This is a genomic window from Pseudonocardia bannensis, from assembly GCF_012911875.1.
GTDB classification, from domain to species: Bacteria; Actinomycetota; Actinomycetes; order Mycobacteriales; family Pseudonocardiaceae; genus Pseudonocardia; species Pseudonocardia bannensis.
Map to the genome: position 1 here is coordinate 55,205 of NZ_JAAXKZ010000011.1, position 18,121 is coordinate 73,325.

Consider the following 18,121-nt stretch of genomic DNA (forward strand, 5'->3'; position numbering starts at 1 on the left):
GCACCCACCATGCCGGCCCGGGAGAAGTCTGATGACCGCGACCGAGGACATCCCCGTGACGACGACCGGCACCGTGCGCGCGGCATGCCCGCATGACTGCCCCGACACCTGCGCGATGCTGGTGACGGTCACCGACGGCCGGGCAACCGAGGTTCGCGGCGATCCCGAGCACCCGTTCACCCGGGGTGGGCTGTGCGTGAAGGTCAACAACTACGTGGACAAGGTCTACAGCCCGGACCGTGTCCTGTACCCGATGCGGCGCACCGGCCCCAAGGGCAGCGGCCGGTTCGAGCGCATCTCCTGGGACGCCGCGCTGGACGAGATCGCCTCACGATTCCGGGCGACGATCGCCGAGCACGGCCCCGAGGCGATCATGCCGGTCAGCTACCTGGGCACCGAAGGCATCCTGAACGGACTCAACGTCGGCGACCCGTTCTTCAACAAGCTCGGCGCGACGATCGCCGAGCGCACCTACTGCGACTCCGGCTCCTGCACCGCCTACACGATGACCATCGGTGCCACCGCGGGAGTCGATCCGGAGAGCCTCGTGCACTCCCGCTACATCATCATCTGGGCCTGCAACATGGTGTCGACCAACCTGCACCTCTGGCCGTTCGTCGCCGAGGCGCAGCGCCGTGGCGCGAAGGTCGTGGTGATCGATCCGGTCAGGCACCGCACGGCCAAGCACGCCGACTGGCACATCCCGATCCGGCCGGGTACGGACGGTGCGCTGGCTCTGGCCATGATGCACGTGATCATCAACGAGGGTCTGACCGACGAGGCGTACATCCGCGACCACACGGTCGGCTACGCCGAGCTCGTCGAGCGGGTCCAGCAGTACACCCCGGAGTGGGCGGCAGCGGAGACCGGCATCCCGGCGACGGACATCCGCACCCTGGCCCGCGAGTACGCCACCACCGACCCGTCCATGATCCGGATCGGGGTGGCGATCGAGCGTCAGGCGGGCGGCGGGCAGACGGTGCGCTCGATCGCGTGCCTGCCCGCGCTGGTGGGCGCGTGGCGCAAGGTCGGCGGCGGCCTGCTGCAACTGCCGCTGTGGGCGTTCCCGGTCAACTGGGGCGCGCTGATGCACCCCGAGCTGGCCACCCCGGGCACCCGGGTGGTCAACCAGTTCCTGCTGGGCCGCGCGCTCACCGGCGAACTGGCGCTGGACCCGCCGATCACCGCGCTGATGGTCTACAACTCCAACCCCATGGTCGTGTGTCCCGAGCAGGACAAGCTGGCCGCCGGGCTCGCCCGGGAGGACCTGTTCACCGTGGTGAGCGAACAGTTCCTCACCGACACCGCGCGGTACGCCGACATCGTGCTGCCGGCCACCACCCAGCTCGAGCAGCACGACATCATGTTCAGCTGGGGTCACTTCTACGTCTCGCTGAACACCCCGGCGATCGCGCCGCTGGGCGAGGCGGTCTCCAACACCGAACTGTTCCGCCGACTCGCCGCCCGGATGGGCTTCACCGAGCCGTGCTTCACGCGTACCGACGAGGAGATGATCGCCGAGGCGTTCGACTGGTCCGCGCCGGCGATGGCGGGCATCACGGTCGAGTCGCTGCGCGAGACCGGGTGGGCCCGGCTGAACCTGCCGTCAGCCGACGAGTACGCCCCGCACGCCGAGGGCGGCTTCCCGACGCCGTCGGCGAAGACGGAGTTCCGCTCGTCGATCGCCGCCGAGGCGGGCAACTTCGTCGCGCCGCTGTTCCGGCAGGGCTCCAACGAGTTCCAGCCCGGCGGCGTGGTGGACCCGTTGCCGCACTACGTCCCACCCCGGGAGACGGCCGACAACGGCTACCGGCTCAACCTCATCTCGCCCAAGTCGCACGCCTACCTCAACTCCAGCGCCGCCGACCAACCCGCGCAGCGGCGCGTGCAGGGCGAGCCCGCGGTGACCATCCACCCGCAGGACGCGGCCGAGCGCGGCGTCACCGACGGGCAGTACGTGCGGGTGTTCAACGACCGCGGGCAGTTCGTCGCGCTGGCACGGGTCACCGACGAGATCGCGCCCGGCGTGGTCATGTCGCCCATGGGCGCCTGGCCCAAGAACGCCAAGAACCAGTCGACGGTCAACGCCGTCAACCCGTTCGTCTTCGCCGACCTCGGCAACGCCCCGACGTTCTCCGACACCCGTGTGGAGGTCGAAGTCGTCTGAGGACGCCCTCCGTCGACGCACAGCCGCCGGCGCCGAGGTATTTCCCTGCCCTTCTGGTCATCTCGGCGCTGACGCCGTCTCGTCGCACCGCGGGCGATGATCCCGGTCGGTCGGCGCATCCACGGCTCGGAGCGCTACGCCGTCGACCGGGTGCGGTCGACCCGGCCGCCCGTCCGCCGGACGACGTCCGGAGAGGACAGGTGGCCGCGTCCACCGGGGACCGCACGCGCAAGGAACCGCACCTGCACTTCCACGGGATGGCCTCGCGGCTGCCACTCACCGCGGCCGACATCCCCCTCGTGATCGACCGGTCACCTTCGCCGACGACGCCCTCAGCCGGCTCGAGAGCTACCAGGTGAATCCGAGTCGACGCGGCACGCCGGGGTCGCCGCCGAGGTAGTGGGCCGCCGCTGCGACCACGTCGACTGAACGGGTCGTACCCGGCGATGGCGAGATGACCGCTACGTGGTCGTCGCGATCCCGCCGTCGACCGGGATCACGGCCCCGGTGACGAAGGCGCCGGCCCGGCTGGCCAGGAAGACGGCGATGCCCGCCATGTCGTCCGGCCGGCCGATCCGGCCCAGCGGCGAGGCCGCCGCGATCGCGTCGCCCGCGGCCTCCAGGGTCGCGCGCATCATCCTCGACTCGAACGGCCCGGGTGCCACGGCGTTGACCGTGATGTGCCGCGGGCCGAGATCGCGGGCGAGCACCCGGGTGAGCTGGTGGACGCCGGCCTTGCTCGCCGAGTAGGAGTAGTTGGGCAGTTCCGGCACCCGGATCCCGTCGATGCTGCCGATGTTGATCACCCGGGCCGGGTCGTCCGCGGTCCCGGCCTTCTCCAGCAGCGGCAGGAACGCGCGGGTGAGCAGGAACGGGGTCTTCAGGTTCAGGTCGAGGACCTTGTCCCAGGCCTGCGCGGGGAACTCCTCCAGCGGTGCCCCCCAGGTCGCGCCGGCGTTGTTGACCAGCACGTGGACCTTCTCCTCGCGCCGGCCGAGCTCATCGGCCAGCCGCAGGCACTCGGCCTCCTTCGACAGGTCGGCCGGGATCCCGACCACGGTGCCGAACCGGCCCAGCTCCTCCTCCGCGGCGACGCAACCCTCGGGCTTGCGGCTGCTGACGTAGACCGTCGCGCCGGCCTCCACCAGCCCACGGGCGATCATCAGCCCGATCCCGCTGGTCCCGCCGGTCACCACCGCGACCTTGCCCGTCACGTCGAACAGCCCCACGCGTCCGCCTCCTCGTCGAGTCCCGATCACGGGCACCGTAGCCGTCCGGTGGGGCCGTGCGACGATCGCGACATGTCGCACTCCGCACAGCGCGTCGCCGAGTTGCAGGCCGAGTACGGCTCCCCCGACCTCGCCGTCGCCCACCTGCTGTGCGACCGGCACCCGGCCGACGCGGTGGCCGCCACGCTCGTCGACCCGGACCTCGAGACCGTCGACCTCACCTACGGGGAGCTGCGGGAGCGCTCCGAGCGGCTGGCCGCGGGTCTGGCCACGCTCGGCGTCGGCCCCGGCAGCCGGGTCGCGGCCCTGCTGCCCAAGACCGTCGAGCTGCCCGTGACGCTGCTGGCGATCTGGCGGCTGGGCGCGGTGTACGTGCCGCTGTTCACGGCGTTCGCGCCGCAGGCGATCGCGTTGCGGCTGCTGGCCAGCGGGGCGAGCGTGGTGATCGCCGACGCCGGCCAGCGCCCGAAGCTGGACCCGGGTGAGGACATGCCGTCCGACCCACCGTGGACGATCGTGACGGTCGGTGAGCCCGCGGCGGGGGATGTCCGGTTCGACGACCTGGCCGCCACGCCCGCGTCGGATGCCGTTCCGGTGGCCGTGGGCGCCGACGGGCCGATGGTCCAGCTCTACACCTCCGGCACCACGGGCAGGCCCAAGGGCGTGGTCGTCCCGGCGCGGGCGCTGGCCTCGATGGTCGCCTACCAGGAGTTCGGGCTCGACGTCTCCCCCGACGACGTGTTCTGGAACGGCGCCGACCCCGGCTGGGCCTACGGGCTGTACTACGCGCTGATCGCCCCGCTCGCCACGGGCCGGTGCACCGTGTTGCTCAACGCCGGCTTCTCCGCCCGGCTGACCTGGGACGTGCTGGCGAATCTGGGCGTCACGAACGTCGCGTCCGCACCGACGGTCTACCGCGCGCTGCGCAGCTCCGGCATCGCCGCGCCCGCCGGCCTGGCGCTACGCCGGTGCTCCAGCGCCGGTGAGCCGCTCAACCCCGACATCGTCACCTGGGCCCAGGACGCGCTCGGCGTCCCGGTGCGCGATCACTACGGCCAGACCGAGCTCGGCATGGTCGTGATCAACGGCTGGCACCCGGACCTCGAGGCCCCGATCCGGCCCGGATCGATGGGCCGGCCGATGCCCGGGTTCACGATCGGCGTGCTCGCCGAGGACAGCGACGAGCCCGCGGCGCCCGGGAGTCTCGGCCGGGTCGCGGTGAACATCGCGGACAGCCCGCTGATGTGGTTCTCCGGCTACGACGGCGACCCCGCCACCTCGGCGGAGAAGTTCACCGCCGACGGCCGCTGGTACCTCACCGGGGACGCCGGGCAGGTCGACGACGACGGCTACCTGTTCTTCTCCTCCCGCGACGACGACGTGATCATCATGGCGGGGTACCGGATCGGCCCGTTCGACATCGAATCGGTGCTCAGCGCCCATCCCGCGGTGGCCGAGACGGCCGTCGTCGGGGTCCCGGACGCCGCCCGCGGCGAGGTCGTCGAGGCGTTCGTGGTGCTGCGCGCCGGGTTCGAGCCCGCCGACGCCCTGGCCGTCGAGCTCGCCACCCTGGTCAAGACCCGCTACGCCGCCCACGCCTACCCGCGGCGGGTGCACTTCACCGACGAGCTGCCCAAGACCCCGAGCGGCAAGATCCAGCGATTCGTGCTGCGGGCACAGCGCCGCGAGGAACTCGGCAGGGGAATCTGACACTCACGCGTGGACTGCGCTCCCACCGCCCGCGTCCCGCCGAAATCTCGTCGACCTGGATCGAGTCGTGTCCAGCGCCGTCAGCGGCTCGATCGGCCACATCGACATCGGCAGGAGGCGGCCGTGACGAGCACCGGACGGCACGCCCGAACGGGTGCGGTCCGGGGTGGGCCCCCGCCTCGCGACCTCCCGTCGTCGGAACGCTCGGGCAGCCCCCGGGTTGCTGGTCGCCCGGGGGCATCGGAGCCGGCCGCGGCGTCGCCCACGCGGACGGTGCGCCGGCACGGCCGCCGTGGCACGGTGGGGCACATGCCGGTGACCGCACGTGACCGCGACCCTGACGGCCGGGCCCGCAACGCCCGGCCCCGCGACGCCATGGGGCGCCCGTTGCCGCGCGGGACGACCGGCGTCGAGCGGGTGCCCGAGGACCTGGTGCTGACGGTGGACGAGACGGTCGACGAGGCCCAGCGGCTCCTCGACGACGGCCTGCCGTTCCAGGCGCACGAGGTGCTCGAAGCTGCCTGGAAGGCGGCCGGGAACGACCAGCGTGAGCTGTGGCGAGCCCTGGCTCAGGTCGCCGTCGGGCTCACCCACGCCCAGCGCGGGAACGCCCGCGGCGCGGTGGCGCTGCTGCGCCGCGGGGCGGACGGGATCGCGCGGTGGGTGGGTAACCCGCCCTCGTCACTGGACCTGGGCGGCCTCGATCGGCACGCGAGCGCGCTCGCCGACCGGATCGAGCGGTCCGGTGCGGGCGTGACGACGGCCGACGACCTACGCCCCCGGCTGCGTTCCGGAGGCTGACCGGGCCGCCGCCGGTCGCACGCACCGTCGGTCCCTCGAACCCGGAGCCCGGCCGGCCGTCACTTCGGGGGGATGTTGTGGTTCAGCCGGAACAGGTTGCTCGGGTCGTAGCGGCTCTTCAGGTCGACGAGGCGGTCCAGGTTGGCGCCGAAGGTGCCGCGGACCATCTCGTCGCCGTCCTCGTACAGGCCGGGGAAGTTGACGTACTGGGCACCGGTGGAGAAGGGCTCCAGCGCCCGGAACGCGTCCCGGCCCCACTCGACGCAGGCGGCGTCGTCCGCCGGGCTCTCCCAGTTCGACTCGATACCGAGCAGGAACGGGGCGGACCGGTCACCGAAGGCGGTGTCCCCCGGCCCCACTCGGCTGAATGCACCCCCGAGTTGCCACACATCGAGCGTCGAATGCGGTGACGGGGTGTTCTCGTTCAGTTCGACGAGCGCGGCGATCGCGTCGTCCGGCAGGCCCTGGAGGTAGTGGGACTTCCAGTAGTAGCGCATTTCGTGAGCTGGGTAATCGGCGTCGAAGAATCGCTGCACCTCGAGGTAGGGCAGCGTGTCGGACAGATCCGCTATCGGCGAACCGAACTCGCGCAGCGACGTCAGATCCTGCTGCGCGCGGCCGACGTCGCCGGAGTGCACCGCGAGGTACACGACGATCGGGGCGTGATGGTGCTCGGCCGGGATCTCGTCGATCTCCGGCGCGTGCCACAGGATGGCGAACGAGCTGACCTCGTCGGGAGCGGTGGGGGCCCACTCGCGGTAGAAGCGCAGCGCGTCGGCCGCGTCCGTGCCGGCATGCACCACGAAGGCGAGGAAGACATCGGGTCCCACCGGATGCGCCCGGTACTCGAACGAGGTGACGACCCCGAAGTTGCCCCCGCCGCCCTGCAGGCCCCACAGCAGGTCGGCGTTCTCCTCCTCGCTCGCGGTCACCAACCGGCCGTCCGCGGTGACGACGTCGGCCGAGATCAGGTTGTCCGAGCTCAGACCGTGCCTGCGACGCAGCCACCCGAGCCCGCCACCCAGCGTGAGACCCGCGATGCCGGTCGCCGTGACGACCCCCATCGGCACGGCGAGCCCGAAGGCCTGGGTCTCATGGTCGAGGTCCCCGATCGTGGCCCCGCCCTCCGCCCGGACGGTTCCGCTGCCCGGATCGACGCGTATACCGTTCATGAGCGACAGATCGATCACCAGGCCGTCGTCGCAGACCGCGCTACCGGCCACGTTGTGCCCGCCCCCGCGCACGGCGACCGGAAGGCCCCGCTCCCGCGCGTGGTTCACAGCGCTGATGACGTCGGCGACGCCGGCGCAGCGCGCGATGAGAGCCGGACGCCTGTCCACCATCCCGTTCCACACCTGACGGACGGCGTCGTAGTCCTCGTCCGCCGGCCGGACGAGTGTCCCTCGAAAGCTGAGCCCCAGTTCCCGAGCAGGATCGTCCCGGACGTCCGCCGTCACCTTCCCGGCACCCTGCGCGGTCATTGATCAGCCTCCTGTGGTCGAGATTCCCTCCCCACCGCGACCGGCGGCTCTCCAGGACCATTCGAGGGAGACCCGGCAACTTCCGGCTACGTCACCGATGACGCTTCCCGGACATCCTGTGCTGGCCGACGGCCACTGAGGGGGGCCGAGCGTACAGCCCGCGTCGTGCCCCGGAAACGTCTTCGGTACCGATTCTGCGGGCCCGGTTCGCGCCGTGGCCCCGGGTCGGCGTCGTCAGCGAGGCCGCGAGCCCGCCGGTGTCTCTCGCTCCGGACGAAGCCACGCCGTCCACCGCTCCACAGCGATGTAGCCCATTCGTTCGTACACGGGCCGGCCGTCGTCGCTGGCGATGAGAACCGCCGGCGCGGTGGGGTCGGACAGGGTGGCGGCCCACGTCACCGCGGCACCCGCGCCCCGCCCGCGCCACGCCGGAAGCGTCGCGACGAACTCGACGAGCGTGATCCCGGCGTGGTGATGGGCTGCCGCCACCGCGACCGGGTCACCGTTCAGCGACGCGAGCCACACCCGCGTCGCTGACGTCAGCAGCGTCGGTCCCAGCAGATCACCCGGTGCCAGCGGCTCCAGCTCCGGCATCGGATAACCCTCCACGAGGACTCGCTCGGCCAGCGCCAGGCCCGCCGCGTCCCGGACCTCGCGCACCTCGACCGCAGGCTCGTCCGATGCCGGGCGGGGGCCGGGATGGCGCACCATGAGCGGCGGATGCCCGATCAGGGCCAGTCCGTACGGGCGGAGGTCCGGCGTCGGCCATGCGCTGATCAGCAGGTACGGCACGTGCGGCGGGAACAGCTCGCCGATCTCGCGCAGGGTCTCCTCGGGGCGGGTCATCGGCTGGACCAGGACGACCGGGTTGGTGAGCGCCCCCCGGTCGCCGATCCAGCCCCCGGCCCAGGTCGGCCCGGACCGCCCCGGCCGGCCCGCGCCGCGTGCGACCGCCACCGGCCACGAGGCGTGCACCAGCACCGCCTGCCGGACGAGGGTGTCGTCCGCCGCGAGGTCCGGCTCCCAACCCGTCGTCAGGTGCTCGTCCTCCGCGGGGAGAATCGATGCACTCATGCCCATCACCATGACGGCCGCCCGGCAGCCCGGCAAGCCCCTCGGTGCTCCTGGCCGCACGGTGGAGCCGACCCGTACCCGCGAGGGGCTCCCCACGGCGTGAGGGCTGCTCCACTACGCGACCGGCCGACGCCGACTCGCGGCCGTCCGGGGTCGCGAGCGTGGGCCGGGCGGCCCCGGCGCGCTGTCCCCAGTGACGCCGGAGCGGGCCCGTCGTAGCGTTCGCACCGTGGGCGAGGTACGCCGGACGACCACCGCGACCCCCGCCGCCGTGTGGGAGGTGCTCGCCAACGGCTGGTACTACCCGGCATGGGTGGTCGGCGCGGCGCGGGTGCGCGCGGTGAGTTCGAACTGGCCGGCGGCCGGGGCGCTGCTGCACCACTCGGTCGGCGCCTGGCCGGTGCTGGTGAACGACCGCACCGAGTCCCTGCGCTGCGAACCCGAGCGCGAACTGGTGCTGCTGGCCAGCGTGTGGCCCATCGGGCGGGCACCGGTGCACCTGGTCCTCGCGCCGACCACGGACGGCGGCTGCGAGATCGTCATGGGCGAGGACGTCACCGAGGGCCCCGCCCGGCTCGTACCCGGACCGGTGCGCCAGGTCCTGTTCGCGCCCCGCAACGGCGAGACGCTGCGGCGGTTGGCCTACCTCGCCGAACGGCGCTCGGCGTAGCGCCACTCACCAAGCCCAACGCTCCCCCACCCCGCGAGTCGCGCAATCCACGCCCGCGAGTCGGGGAATCCACGCGCGCGAGTCGCGCAATCCACGCCCGCGAGTCGGGGAATCCACGCGCGCGAGTCGGGGAGGTCGGGCCCAGGGTCAGCCGGCCGCAGCCACGTCGTCGGCGTCGCGCAACACCCGCAGGACCGCAACACCCGCAGGACCGCAACTCCGGCGGTCGCCGCCCGGCCCGGTGGGCGTCTCAGCAGTGCCCCGAACGCGCCCTGACCGGGTCCTGGCCGACAAGGCCTACAGCTCCTGCCGACCGCGCCTCCCTGCGCAGGCGCGGAATCGCCGCAACGATCCACCTCGCCACGATCGACACCTGGCTCCGACACCTGTCGAACAGGCTCGCCACGGGTCGCCGGTGCGCAGCTTCCACAGGATCGCGTTGATCACCTGACGGTGGTCTCGCCACGGCCGGCTGCCCTAGCAGCGGGTAACCCGCAGCCCGACGGCCAGCAGCGCGGCCGCCGGGAGCTCGGCGACCCCGTCGGACCCGACGTGCGGTGCGATCAGCCGGTCGAACGCCGCCCGGATCCGGCCGCGGGTGGCGGGGCCCTGGGCCTCGACGAGGCCCGCGGTGCGGACCGTGCCGCCGAGGAGGTCCTCCCACCACCGATCCGGCGCGACCCGGTGCGTCCACGTGCACCGGTCGACCCGCACCTGAGCGAGCCCGGCACCGGTCAGGAGCGCGGCGAACGGGGCGGGCGCCGCGTAGTGCTCGCGGGCCGACGGCCCGGCCGGGATGGCCGACGGGTCCACGCCGGCCTCGGTCAGCGCCGCCGCCACCACATCGAGCGCCGCGTTGTGCCCGTCGGTGTCCCACGCCGAGAGCACCACGCGTCCACCGGGCCGGGTCACCCGCGCGAGTTCGGCGACCGCCGCGACCGGATCTGCGACGTGGTTGACGACGAACGCGCCCAGCACGGCGTCGAAGGCGGCGTCGGCGAACGGCAGGTCGGGCAACGCGGCGCACACCGCGCCCGATGCCGCACGCCCTGCGTGGGCGACCATCTCCCGGACCGCGTCGGCCGCGACGACCTCGGCACCCCCCGCCCGGGCCGCCGCGGCGAGCCGGCCGGTCCCGCAACCGACGTCGAGCAGCAGCGCGGGGCCCGTGGGCCGGGCGGGACGCAGCCCGGCGCGCTCCAGCATCGGGCCGTGGGCACCGGACGCGAGCCGGCCGAAGCCCTCGTCGTAGGTGTTGCTGCGCCGCATCCAGCCGGTCCGCTCGAACCGCTCGAACTCGGTGTTCACGACGGTCTCACCGGGGCAACCGGCGCCAGATCGGGCGCGGCAGCAGCCGCATCCCGAAGAACACCGGCCGCAGTACGGCGGGCACCCAGACCTCGCCACGGCCGGCCCGCAGCGCCCGGACAGTGGCGTCGGCGACCTGGTCGGGCGTGCTGGACAGCGGCGCGGGCGGCATCCCCGCGGTCATCCGGCCGATCACGAAGCCCGGCCGGACCAACAGCACCCGCACCCCGCTGCCGTACAGCGCATCAGCAAGTCCGGAGGTGAAACCATCGAGGCCGGCCTTGGCCGAGCCGTAGACATAGTTCGCGCGGCGCACCCGCACCCCGGCCACCGACGAGTACACCACCAGCGTGCCGCTGCCCTGGGCGCGCAGCAGTTCGGCGAGGTGGGTGAGCACGTGCACGTGCGCGACGTAGTCGGTGTGCACGATCTGCACGGCGTGCGCGGCGTCGCTCTCGGCGCGGGCCTGCTCACCCAGGATCCCGAACGCGACGACGACGGTGTCGAGCCGGCCGTGCCTGGCGATCACGTCGTCGAGGAACGGGCGGTGCCGGTCGAGGTCGTCGGCGTCGAACTCGACGCGCTCGACGGTGCCCGCGCCGGCCTCCCGGAGCAGCTTCTCCTCGTCGTCGAGATCGGCGCTGCGCCGCGCCGCGAGGATCACCCTGTCCGCGCCCCCGGCGGCCAGCCGTTGCGCCACCGCGACCCCGATCTCACTGCGCCCGCCCAGGACCAGCACCGTTCCGCCCACGCCGCGAGTCTGGCGCACCCGGCGTCGCCGGCCGCAGCCGGACCCGAGCGCCGGGGCGGCGCGGCTACCGGCTGTCGGCCTGGGACCCGGACGGCGTCTCCTCCGACTCGGCCTCGTCGGGCACCCGGCTGACGCGCAGGCGAGAGGCGCGCCGGCCGTCGAGTTCGGTGACGGTGAAGCGGTGCCGCAGCGCGGTCACGCTGTCGCCGACCTCGGGGGCCCGGCCGAGCCGGTCGACGACGAAACCGGCGAGGGTGTTGAAGTGCCCGTCCGGGAGCTCGATGCCGGCGAGCTCCTTGATGTCGTCGCGGTGCAGCAGGCCGTCGAGGTCGATGCTGCCGTCGGAGTGCCGGCGGCTGGGGCGCCCGCGGAGGTCGTACTCGTCCTCGATGTCACCGACCAGCTCCTCGATGAGGTCCTCCAGCGTCACGATCCCGTCGGTACCCCCGTACTCGTCGACGATGATCGCCATGTGGCCGGCTCTGCGCATGCGGGCCAGGGCCGGCACCAGCGGGAGGCTCCCGGGCAGGACCAGCGCATCGCGGGCGAGCTCGGCCACGGTCCTCGGCGCGTCCTGTCCGTGGTCGTGGCGGTGGGCTGCGGTCAGCACGTCGCGGACGTGGACCACGCCCAGGACGTCGTCCGGCGACGCACCGATCACCGGGTAGCGGGAGTGCGGCCGATCCGCCACATAGTTCGCCGCGTCGTGCGTCGACATCGCCCCGAGCATGAAGTCCACCTCGGTCCGGGGGACCATCACCTCGCGCAGGACGCGGTCGGTGGCGGTGAACACGTCGGTCAGCACGCGGCGCTCCTCGGCGGTGAGCTCCTCGTTGGTGCCCACCAGGTCGCGCAGCTCCGCCTCACTGACCTCGTCGGTCCTGGCGTGCGGGTCCATCCCGAGCAGCCGGACGACGGCGTTGGTGGACACCGTGAGAAACCAGATCACCGGGCGGAAGATCCGGGCGACCCAGTCGAGGACCGGGGCGACGAACAGGGCGACCGGCTCGGGGCGCTGCATGGCCAGTCGCTTGGGCACCAGCTCGCCCAGCACCAGCGACACGTACGACACGGCCAGCGTCACCACCACCAGCGCCACCGTCGCGGCGAGGCCTTCGGACAGCCCGAACCCGACCAGTACCCGTTGCAGTTCGACCGCGAGTGTGGCGCCGCCGTAGCTGGCGGCGAAGAACCCGGCGAAGGTGACGCCGATCTGCACCGCGGACAGGAACCGGCTGGGATCCTCGCGCAACCGGGCCACCGCGCGACCCCGCTTGCTCCGCTCGGCCAGCCGGCGCACCTGCGCGTCCCGCAGCGAGACCAGCGCGATCTCGGATGCGGCGAAGTAACCGCCGATCAGCACGAACAGCAGGACGAGGAACGCGTTGAGGAACGTGCCGCTCATGACTCCATGCTTCCGTGACCCACCGTTTCGGACAGCACGGAGCGTGATCGCGTCGCAGCATCCCGGTCAGCACGCTGGCAACGATCCGGCTCCGGCCACCTCATGGGATCCGTCCGTTGTGAAGGCACACTTCCGCCGGGTACCCGAGCCGTGGCCGCGCACGCACCGCCGTTCGGTGGCCGTTGCCCGCGTCGACGGGCGTGATGCGATGATCGGATCCCCCGGTCCGAGAGGAGCACCGTGCCCGAGGTCCTGTTCGACACCCGCTGGCCGGACGGGTCGGTCCAGACCTTCTACTCCCCGTCGCTGATCGTGGAGGAGTACTTCGAGGCCGGGCAGGCCTATCCGCTGGACGACTTCGTGGCGCGCAGCCGGGAGTCCCTGCAGCTCGCCGGCGACCGCGTTCGCGCCAAGTACGGCATGGGGTGCGCGGAGTCGGCGATCTCGATCGCCCGTATCGAACAGGCCGCCGCCCGGTTCCCCGACGCCGCGGACGGCACGGTCACGGTCGAGCGTTTCCGCCGCTGGGCGTGAGCCGACCGGCGGCCGGCCCAGGCTCACCGGGGAACGGAGCGTCCCGGACGCTCGGCATACTGGCCCGGTGACCATCGCACGACGGGCCGCCGTGCTCGGCTCTCCCGTCCGGCACTCGTTGTCCCCCGTGCTGCACGGCGCGGCCTACGCCGCGCTCGGTCTGGACGGCTGGCACTACGACGCCCACGAGTGCGACGAGGCGGGGCTGCCCGGCTTCGTGGACGCGCTGGGTCCGGAGTGGACCGGGCTGTCGCTGACCATGCCGCTCAAGCGCGTCGCCCTGCAGGTGGCCGACCGGATCTCCCCGCTGGCCGCCGCCACCGGCGCGGCGAACACCCTGGTCCTGCGCCCCGACGGGCGGCTCGCGGAGAACACCGACGTCATCGGCATCGTGGCGGCGCTGCACGAGGCCGGCGTCGCGCAGGTGAGCCGCGCGGTCGTGCTCGGGGCCGGCGGCACCGCGCAGGCCGCGCTCGCCGCGCTGCGCGAGCTCGGCGTGTCCGACCCGCTGGTGCTGGTGCGCGAGGCCGGCCGGACCGGTGAGCTGCGGGCCGCCGCCGACCGGCTCGGCGTGACCCCCACCGTCAGCGCCGTGCTGACCGAGCCGGAGCGGGCCGCAGCGGAGCTCGCCGACGCCGACGTCGTGATCTCCACCCTGCCCGCCGGCGCCGCGGATGCGCTGGCGGTGGCCCCGTGGGCGCCGTCGACGACGGTGGTCGACGTGATCTACGCGCCCTGGCCGACGGCGTTCGCGGCCGGGGCCGCCGCGGCCGGGTGCACCGTGGTCAGCGGACTGGCCATGCTGCTGCACCAGGCCGTCGCGCAGGTCGAGCTGATGACCGGCCGGACCGGACCGGTGGACGCCATGCGCGAGGCGCTCGACGCGGCGGTGCTCGCACGCGGCTGACCACCCCCGGCGGGCCGAGCGCCGGCGCGAGCTGACGGAACCGGCCCGGGTGGCCGCCCCGCGTCCGGTCGCGCCCGGGGGACTCGCACGTCGTGCAGACGGGCGGGTCGTCGATCCGGCGGCGAAGGCCGATCCGGGTCCGCCGCGCGTGACGGTCCCGGCCAGACTGCGCGCATGACAGCCGACGGCAGCAACCGCTACACCCACGGCCATCACGACAGCGTGCTGCGCTCGCACCGCCGGCGGACGGCGGAGAACTCGGCCGGATACCTGTTGCCGCACCTGCGCCCCGGGATGGATCTGCTCGACGTCGGCTGCGGTCCCGGCACGATCACCGTCGACCTGGCCCGCCGGGTCGCGCCCGGGCGGGTGCTCGGGATCGACGCCGCCGCGGCACCCCTGGACGAGGCCCGGGCCGCCGCCCGGGGGATGGCGAACGTGGCCTTCGCGCAGGAGGACCTGTACCGGCTCGACGGCCTCGAGACGTCGTTCGGCGGCTTCGATGTCGTGCACGCCCACCAGGTTCTGCAGCACGTGTCGGACCCGGTGGCCGCGCTCGCCCGGATGCGCCGGGTCGTCCGCCCGGGCGGGCTCGTCGCCGCCCGCGACGCCGATTACGCCGCGATGACCTGGTTCCCGCACGACGAACGGCTCGACGCGTGGCTGGACGTGTACCGCCGGGTGGCCCGGGGCAACGACGCCGAGCCGGACGCGGGCCGCGCGCTGCTGGCCTGGGCCCGGGCAGCCGGGTTCACGCAGGTGACACCGTCGGCGTCGGTGTGGTGCTACGCGACACCGGACGAACGGGCCTGGTGGGGCGGCATGTGGGCGGACCGGATCCGGTCCTCCGCGGTGGCGGAGCAGGCGGTGGACCGCGGCCTCGCGACCCGCGACGACCTGGCCGCGATGTCGGCGGCCTGGCGGGAATGGGCCGCGCACCCCGACGGCTGGTTCACGGTGCTGAACGGCGAGATCCTGGCCCGCGGCTGAGGGGATCAGCCGCCCGAGGGGACGGCCGCCGGGTCGCTCATCACGGGCAGGCGCGGTGGACCGAGACGGCGTAGTCGCCGTCGGTGTAGGGGGCGCGGTCCCAGGTGGCCCAGCGGTCCTCGGGCTCCAGCCCGGCGGCGGCGCACCACCCGTCGTAGTCGCCGAGGGTGGGCCAGCCGGGCTGGAGCTGGAACCCGGCGATCAACCGGCCGCCCGGCTCCAGGTGCCGGGCGCAGGCGCCGATCGCCGCCGCGCGGTCCGGCGCGGCCATGTACGGCACGACGTTACCGGCCAGCACCACGACGTCGAACCGGTCGCCGAGGTCCAGCTCGGCCAGGCCGACGACGTGCCAGCGCAGCGACGGCGCCTTGGCCCGGGCCGCGGCGATCATGTCGGGGTCGTTGTCCACGCCGGCGACGGCCACTCCCCGGCGGGCCAGCTCGGTCGCGACCCGCCCGGTGCCGCAGCCGCCGTCGAGCACCGAGCCCGGCGTGTAGGACGCGACGAGGTCGGCCTCGCCGTGCGGGTTCTGCCCCGCCGCCGCCATGCGGGCCCAGCGCTCGTCGTAGGCGCCGAGGTCGACCTGATGGCGCCACCGCTCCCAGCTACCGGGCAGCCCTGTCTCACCTGTGGACACGGGCACGAGCCTACGGCCCCGTAGGGTCGGGCCATGGTGCGGACGATCAGGTTCCACGAGCTCGGCGGCCCGGAGGTACTCCGCTACGAGGACCTTCCGGTGCGCTCCCCCGGCCCCGGCGAGGTCCGCATGCGGGTCGACGCGTTCGGGCTGAACCGGGCCGAGGTCAACTTCCGGCGGGGCACGTACCTCGAGGACCCGGTGCTGCCCGCGGGACTGGGCTACGAGGCGTCCGGGGAGATCCTGGAGGTGGGTCCCGACGTGGCGCGCTGGGCCGTCGGCGACGCGGTGAGCGTGGTGCCGGCGTTCTCGCAGAACGACTATCCGATCTACGCCGAGGAGGCCGTCGTCCCGGCCGCCGCGCTGGTCGGGCGTCCCGACGGGATGGACGCGGTCACCGGCGCGGCGATCTGGATGCCGTACGTGACGGTCTACGGCGCGCTGCAGGAGGTCACCCGGGTCCGGCCCGGCGACCACGTCGTGATCACCGCGGCCACCAACAGCGTCGGGATGGCGGCGATCCAGGTGGTGCGCCACCTCGGCGCGATCCCGATCGCGACCACCCGCACCGCGGAGAAGCACCCGGCGCTGCTCGAGGCGGGCGCCGCCACCGTGATCGCCACCGACTCCGAGGACCTCACCGAGGCGATCCGGGCCGCGACCGGCGGGCGGGGTGCCGAGTTCGCGTTCGACGCCGTCGGCGGGCCGCAGGTGGAGCAGCTGGCCCGGGCCATGGCACCGGACGGGCGGATCATCGTGCACGGCAACCTCAGCGGGCAGCCCACGCCGTTACCCGGCAACCGGTTCGGGCCGGTGTGGATGCGCCGCTACACGCTGTTCGAGATCACCAAGGACCCGGCCGGGCTGCGGCGGGCGGAGCACTTCGTTCGGGCCGGGCTGGAGGCGGGCGCGTTCGTCCCCGTCATCGACCGGATCTTCGGCTTCGACGACATCGTGGCCGCGCACATCTACGTCGACTCCGACGAGCGCCGGCTGGGCAAACCGGTCGTCCAGGTCCGTCCGGCAAGATCGGGAGCGTGACGACAGAGCGCACCCGGACACCCGGACCGGTCCACGACTCCCTCCTCGACGCGATCGGCGCCACCCCGCTCGTCCGGCTCGACCGGGTGACCGCCGGGCTGCCGGCGGCGGTCTACGTCAAGGCCGAGTTCGCCAACCCCGGGGGCAGCGTCAAGGACCGCGCGGCGCTGGCCATGATCGACGAGGCGGAGCGGTCGGGTGCACTCGCCCCGGGCGGGACCGTCGTGGAGGGGACGAGCGGGAACACCGGGATGGGGCTGGCCATGGTCGCCGCCCGCCGTGGCTACCGCTGCATCGTCGTGGTGCCCGACCGGACCGCGCGGGAGAAGATCGCGCTGCTGCGGGCCTACGGCGCCGAGGTCGTGCTCACCCCGGGGACGGTCCCGCGCGAGGACCCGCGGCACGTGATCATGCTGGCCGAGCGGATCGCCGCCGAGACGCCCGGCGGCTGGCTCGCGGACCAGTACGGGAACCCGGCCAACCCCCGGGTGCACGAGCTCACCACCGGCCCGGAGATCTGGGCGCAGACCGAGGGGCGGATCACCCATTTCGTGGCCGGGGTCGGCACCGGGGGCACGATCAGCGGCACCTCCCGCCACCTGCGCGAGATCAGCGGCGGGCGGGTCACGATCGTGGGCGCCGACCCGGAGTCGTCGGTCTACGCCGGGGGCGACGGCAGCCCGTACTACGTCGAGGCCATCGGGCACTACCTGCACCCGCAGACCGCGCAGGACGTGTGGCCGACGGTCTACGACACCTCGGCGGTCGACCGCTTCGAGCGCATCCCCGACCGCGAGTCGCTGGCCACCGTGCGGCGGCTGGCCCGCGAGGAAGGGCTGCTCGTCGGCGGGTCGGCCGGCACCGCGATCGCCGCGGCGTTGCGGGTCGCCGCGACGGCCGGCCCCGGCGACGTCGTGGTCGCGGTGGCGCCCGACTCCGGGCGGGCCTATCTGTCGAAGTACTTCGACGACGAATGGCTGACCCAGCTGGGCTTCCTGGACGCCCCCGACGGCCCGCGGGTCCGCGACCGGGTCGGCGCGGGCCCGGACGGGCTGGTCGTGGTCCCGGCGACCGATTCGGTCGGCGCTGCGCTGCACGGGCTGGCCGCGGTCGGGCCGGTGCCCGCGGCGGTCCCGGTGGTGGCGCCGCGGCGGACCGACGCGGCGAGCTGGTCGGTGGGCGACATCGTCGGCTCGGTGCGGCTGGCGGCGCTGCGCGACGCCGTCGCCGCCGACCCCGCTGCGGCCGACGGGCCGGTGGCCGGGCACATGGGCCCCGCACCGGCCACCGTCGGAGCGGGCGAGACCGCTGCGGCGGCGCTGGTCCGGCTCGGCCCGGACGACGGCCGCCCGCTGCTGCTGCTCGTCGACGGCCGCGCCGTCCGCGCCGTGGTCCGCGCCGACCTGGCCTGACCGC

Annotated in this window: 16 protein-coding genes; 9 read left to right on the forward strand and 7 right to left on the reverse strand. The window is 73.7% G+C overall.

Going from position 1 to position 18,121, the window contains the following annotated elements; translation table 11 throughout:
• Nucleotides 1–31: 31 nt before the first annotated feature.
• Nucleotides 32–2,167 carry a molybdopterin-containing oxidoreductase family protein gene (locus tag HF519_RS05300; protein WP_169410642.1) on the forward strand — a complete coding sequence of 712 codons (2,136 nt, stop codon included), beginning with the start codon at nt 32–34 and terminating at the stop codon, nt 2,165–2,167.
• 461 nt (nt 2,168–2,628) lie between these two features.
• Here the strand turns inward: HF519_RS05300 and HF519_RS05305 are convergent, their stop codons facing one another.
• Entirely contained in the window at nt 2,629–3,390 is a 762-nt protein-coding gene (locus HF519_RS05305; protein ID WP_281358425.1) for an SDR family oxidoreductase, read from the reverse strand.
• 78 nt (nt 3,391–3,468) lie between these two features.
• Between HF519_RS05305 and HF519_RS05310 the strand changes: the two genes are divergently transcribed.
• Both HF519_RS05310 and HF519_RS05315 read left to right on the forward strand, forming a co-directional pair.
• A complete protein-coding gene (locus tag HF519_RS05310) occupies nt 3,469–5,106 on the forward strand; it encodes an AMP-binding protein (protein WP_169410646.1) in 1,638 nt (545 codons plus the stop codon).
• Nucleotides 5,107–5,421: 315 nt separating this feature from the next.
• Complete coding sequence (locus HF519_RS05315; protein WP_312859915.1) at nt 5,422–5,907, forward strand: DUF309 domain-containing protein; 486 nt, start codon at nt 5,422–5,424, stop codon at nt 5,905–5,907.
• A gap of 59 nt (nt 5,908–5,966) precedes the next feature.
• On the opposite strand, the gene HF519_RS05320 is transcribed toward HF519_RS05315, so the two are convergent.
• Nucleotides 5,967–7,388, reverse strand: a complete 1,422-nt coding sequence (locus tag HF519_RS05320) for an FAD-binding oxidoreductase (protein WP_169410650.1) — start codon at nt 7,386–7,388, stop codon at nt 5,967–5,969.
• A gap of 234 nt (nt 7,389–7,622) precedes the next feature.
• Entirely contained in the window at nt 7,623–8,462 is an 840-nt protein-coding gene (locus HF519_RS05325; protein WP_169410652.1) for a GNAT family N-acetyltransferase, read from the reverse strand.
• 229 nt (nt 8,463–8,691) lie between these two features.
• Between HF519_RS05325 and HF519_RS05330 the strand changes: the two genes are divergently transcribed.
• Nucleotides 8,692–9,132 carry an SRPBCC family protein gene (locus HF519_RS05330; protein WP_169410654.1) on the forward strand — a complete coding sequence of 147 codons (441 nt, stop codon included), beginning with the start codon at nt 8,692–8,694 and terminating at the stop codon, nt 9,130–9,132.
• A gap of 477 nt (nt 9,133–9,609) precedes the next feature.
• Here the strand turns inward: HF519_RS05330 and HF519_RS05335 are convergent, their stop codons facing one another.
• From HF519_RS05335 to HF519_RS05345, 3 genes are all read right to left on the reverse strand, one after another.
• On the reverse strand, nt 9,610–10,440 hold the full coding sequence (locus HF519_RS05335; RefSeq protein ID WP_211169576.1) for a class I SAM-dependent methyltransferase: 831 nt from the start codon (nt 10,438–10,440) through the stop codon (nt 9,610–9,612).
• Nucleotides 10,441–10,447: 7 nt separating this feature from the next.
• Nucleotides 10,448–11,191 carry a decaprenylphospho-beta-D-erythro-pentofuranosid-2-ulose 2-reductase gene (dprE2, locus tag HF519_RS05340; RefSeq protein ID WP_169410656.1) on the reverse strand — a complete coding sequence of 248 codons (744 nt, stop codon included), beginning with the start codon at nt 11,189–11,191 and terminating at the stop codon, nt 10,448–10,450.
• A 64-nt stretch (nt 11,192–11,255) separates the two neighbouring features.
• Nucleotides 11,256–12,596, reverse strand: coding sequence for a hemolysin family protein (locus HF519_RS05345; protein ID WP_169410658.1), 1,341 nt, complete (start codon nt 12,594–12,596; stop codon nt 11,256–11,258).
• Between the two features lie 240 nt (nt 12,597–12,836).
• On the opposite strand from HF519_RS05345, the gene HF519_RS05350 reads away from it, so the two are divergent.
• From HF519_RS05350 to HF519_RS05360, 3 genes are all read left to right on the forward strand, one after another.
• On the forward strand, nt 12,837–13,130 hold the full coding sequence (locus tag HF519_RS05350) for an MSMEG_0570 family nitrogen starvation response protein (RefSeq protein WP_169410660.1): 294 nt from the start codon (nt 12,837–12,839) through the stop codon (nt 13,128–13,130).
• 67 nt (nt 13,131–13,197) lie between these two features.
• Complete coding sequence (locus HF519_RS05355) at nt 13,198–14,037, forward strand: shikimate dehydrogenase (RefSeq protein ID WP_169410662.1); 840 nt, start codon at nt 13,198–13,200, stop codon at nt 14,035–14,037.
• A gap of 174 nt (nt 14,038–14,211) precedes the next feature.
• Nucleotides 14,212–15,027, forward strand: coding sequence for a class I SAM-dependent methyltransferase (locus HF519_RS05360; protein ID WP_169410664.1), 816 nt, complete (start codon nt 14,212–14,214; stop codon nt 15,025–15,027).
• Between the two features lie 40 nt (nt 15,028–15,067).
• Here the strand turns inward: HF519_RS05360 and HF519_RS05365 are convergent, their stop codons facing one another.
• A complete protein-coding gene (locus tag HF519_RS05365) occupies nt 15,068–15,664 on the reverse strand; it encodes a class I SAM-dependent methyltransferase (RefSeq protein WP_312859914.1) in 597 nt (198 codons plus the stop codon).
• Between the two features lie 33 nt (nt 15,665–15,697).
• On the opposite strand from HF519_RS05365, the gene HF519_RS05370 reads away from it, so the two are divergent.
• Both HF519_RS05370 and HF519_RS05375 read left to right on the forward strand, forming a co-directional pair.
• Nucleotides 15,698–16,705, forward strand: a complete 1,008-nt coding sequence (locus HF519_RS05370; protein WP_169410666.1) for a zinc-dependent alcohol dehydrogenase family protein — start codon at nt 15,698–15,700, stop codon at nt 16,703–16,705.
• Nucleotides 16,702–18,117 (forward strand): PLP-dependent cysteine synthase family protein, encoded by a 1,416-nt coding sequence (locus tag HF519_RS05375; protein ID WP_169410668.1) that lies wholly within the window; start codon nt 16,702–16,704, stop codon nt 18,115–18,117. Before HF519_RS05370 ends, HF519_RS05375 begins: the two co-directional genes overlap by 4 nt.
• Nucleotides 18,118–18,121: the final 4 nt, after the last annotated feature.

Excerpts from the sequence above, each read along its gene's own strand:
- HF519_RS05370 (WP_169410666.1), top strand. The coding sequence starts at position 15,698 with ATGGTGCGGACGATCAGGTTCCACGAGCTCGGCGGCCCGGAGGTACTC.
- HF519_RS05345 (WP_169410658.1), bottom strand. The coding sequence starts at position 12,596 with ATGAGCGGCACGTTCCTCAACGCGTTCCTCGTCCTGCTGTTCGTGCTG.
- HF519_RS05300 (WP_169410642.1), top strand. The coding sequence starts at position 32 with ATGACCGCGACCGAGGACATCCCCGTGACGACGACCGGCACCGTGCGC.
- HF519_RS05360 (WP_169410664.1), top strand. The coding sequence starts at position 14,212 with ATGACAGCCGACGGCAGCAACCGCTACACCCACGGCCATCACGACAGC.
- HF519_RS05320 (WP_169410650.1), bottom strand. The coding sequence starts at position 7,388 with ATGACCGCGCAGGGTGCCGGGAAGGTGACGGCGGACGTCCGGGACGAT.
- HF519_RS05325 (WP_169410652.1), bottom strand. The coding sequence starts at position 8,462 with ATGAGTGCATCGATTCTCCCCGCGGAGGACGAGCACCTGACGACGGGT.
- HF519_RS05310 (WP_169410646.1), top strand. The coding sequence starts at position 3,469 with ATGTCGCACTCCGCACAGCGCGTCGCCGAGTTGCAGGCCGAGTACGGC.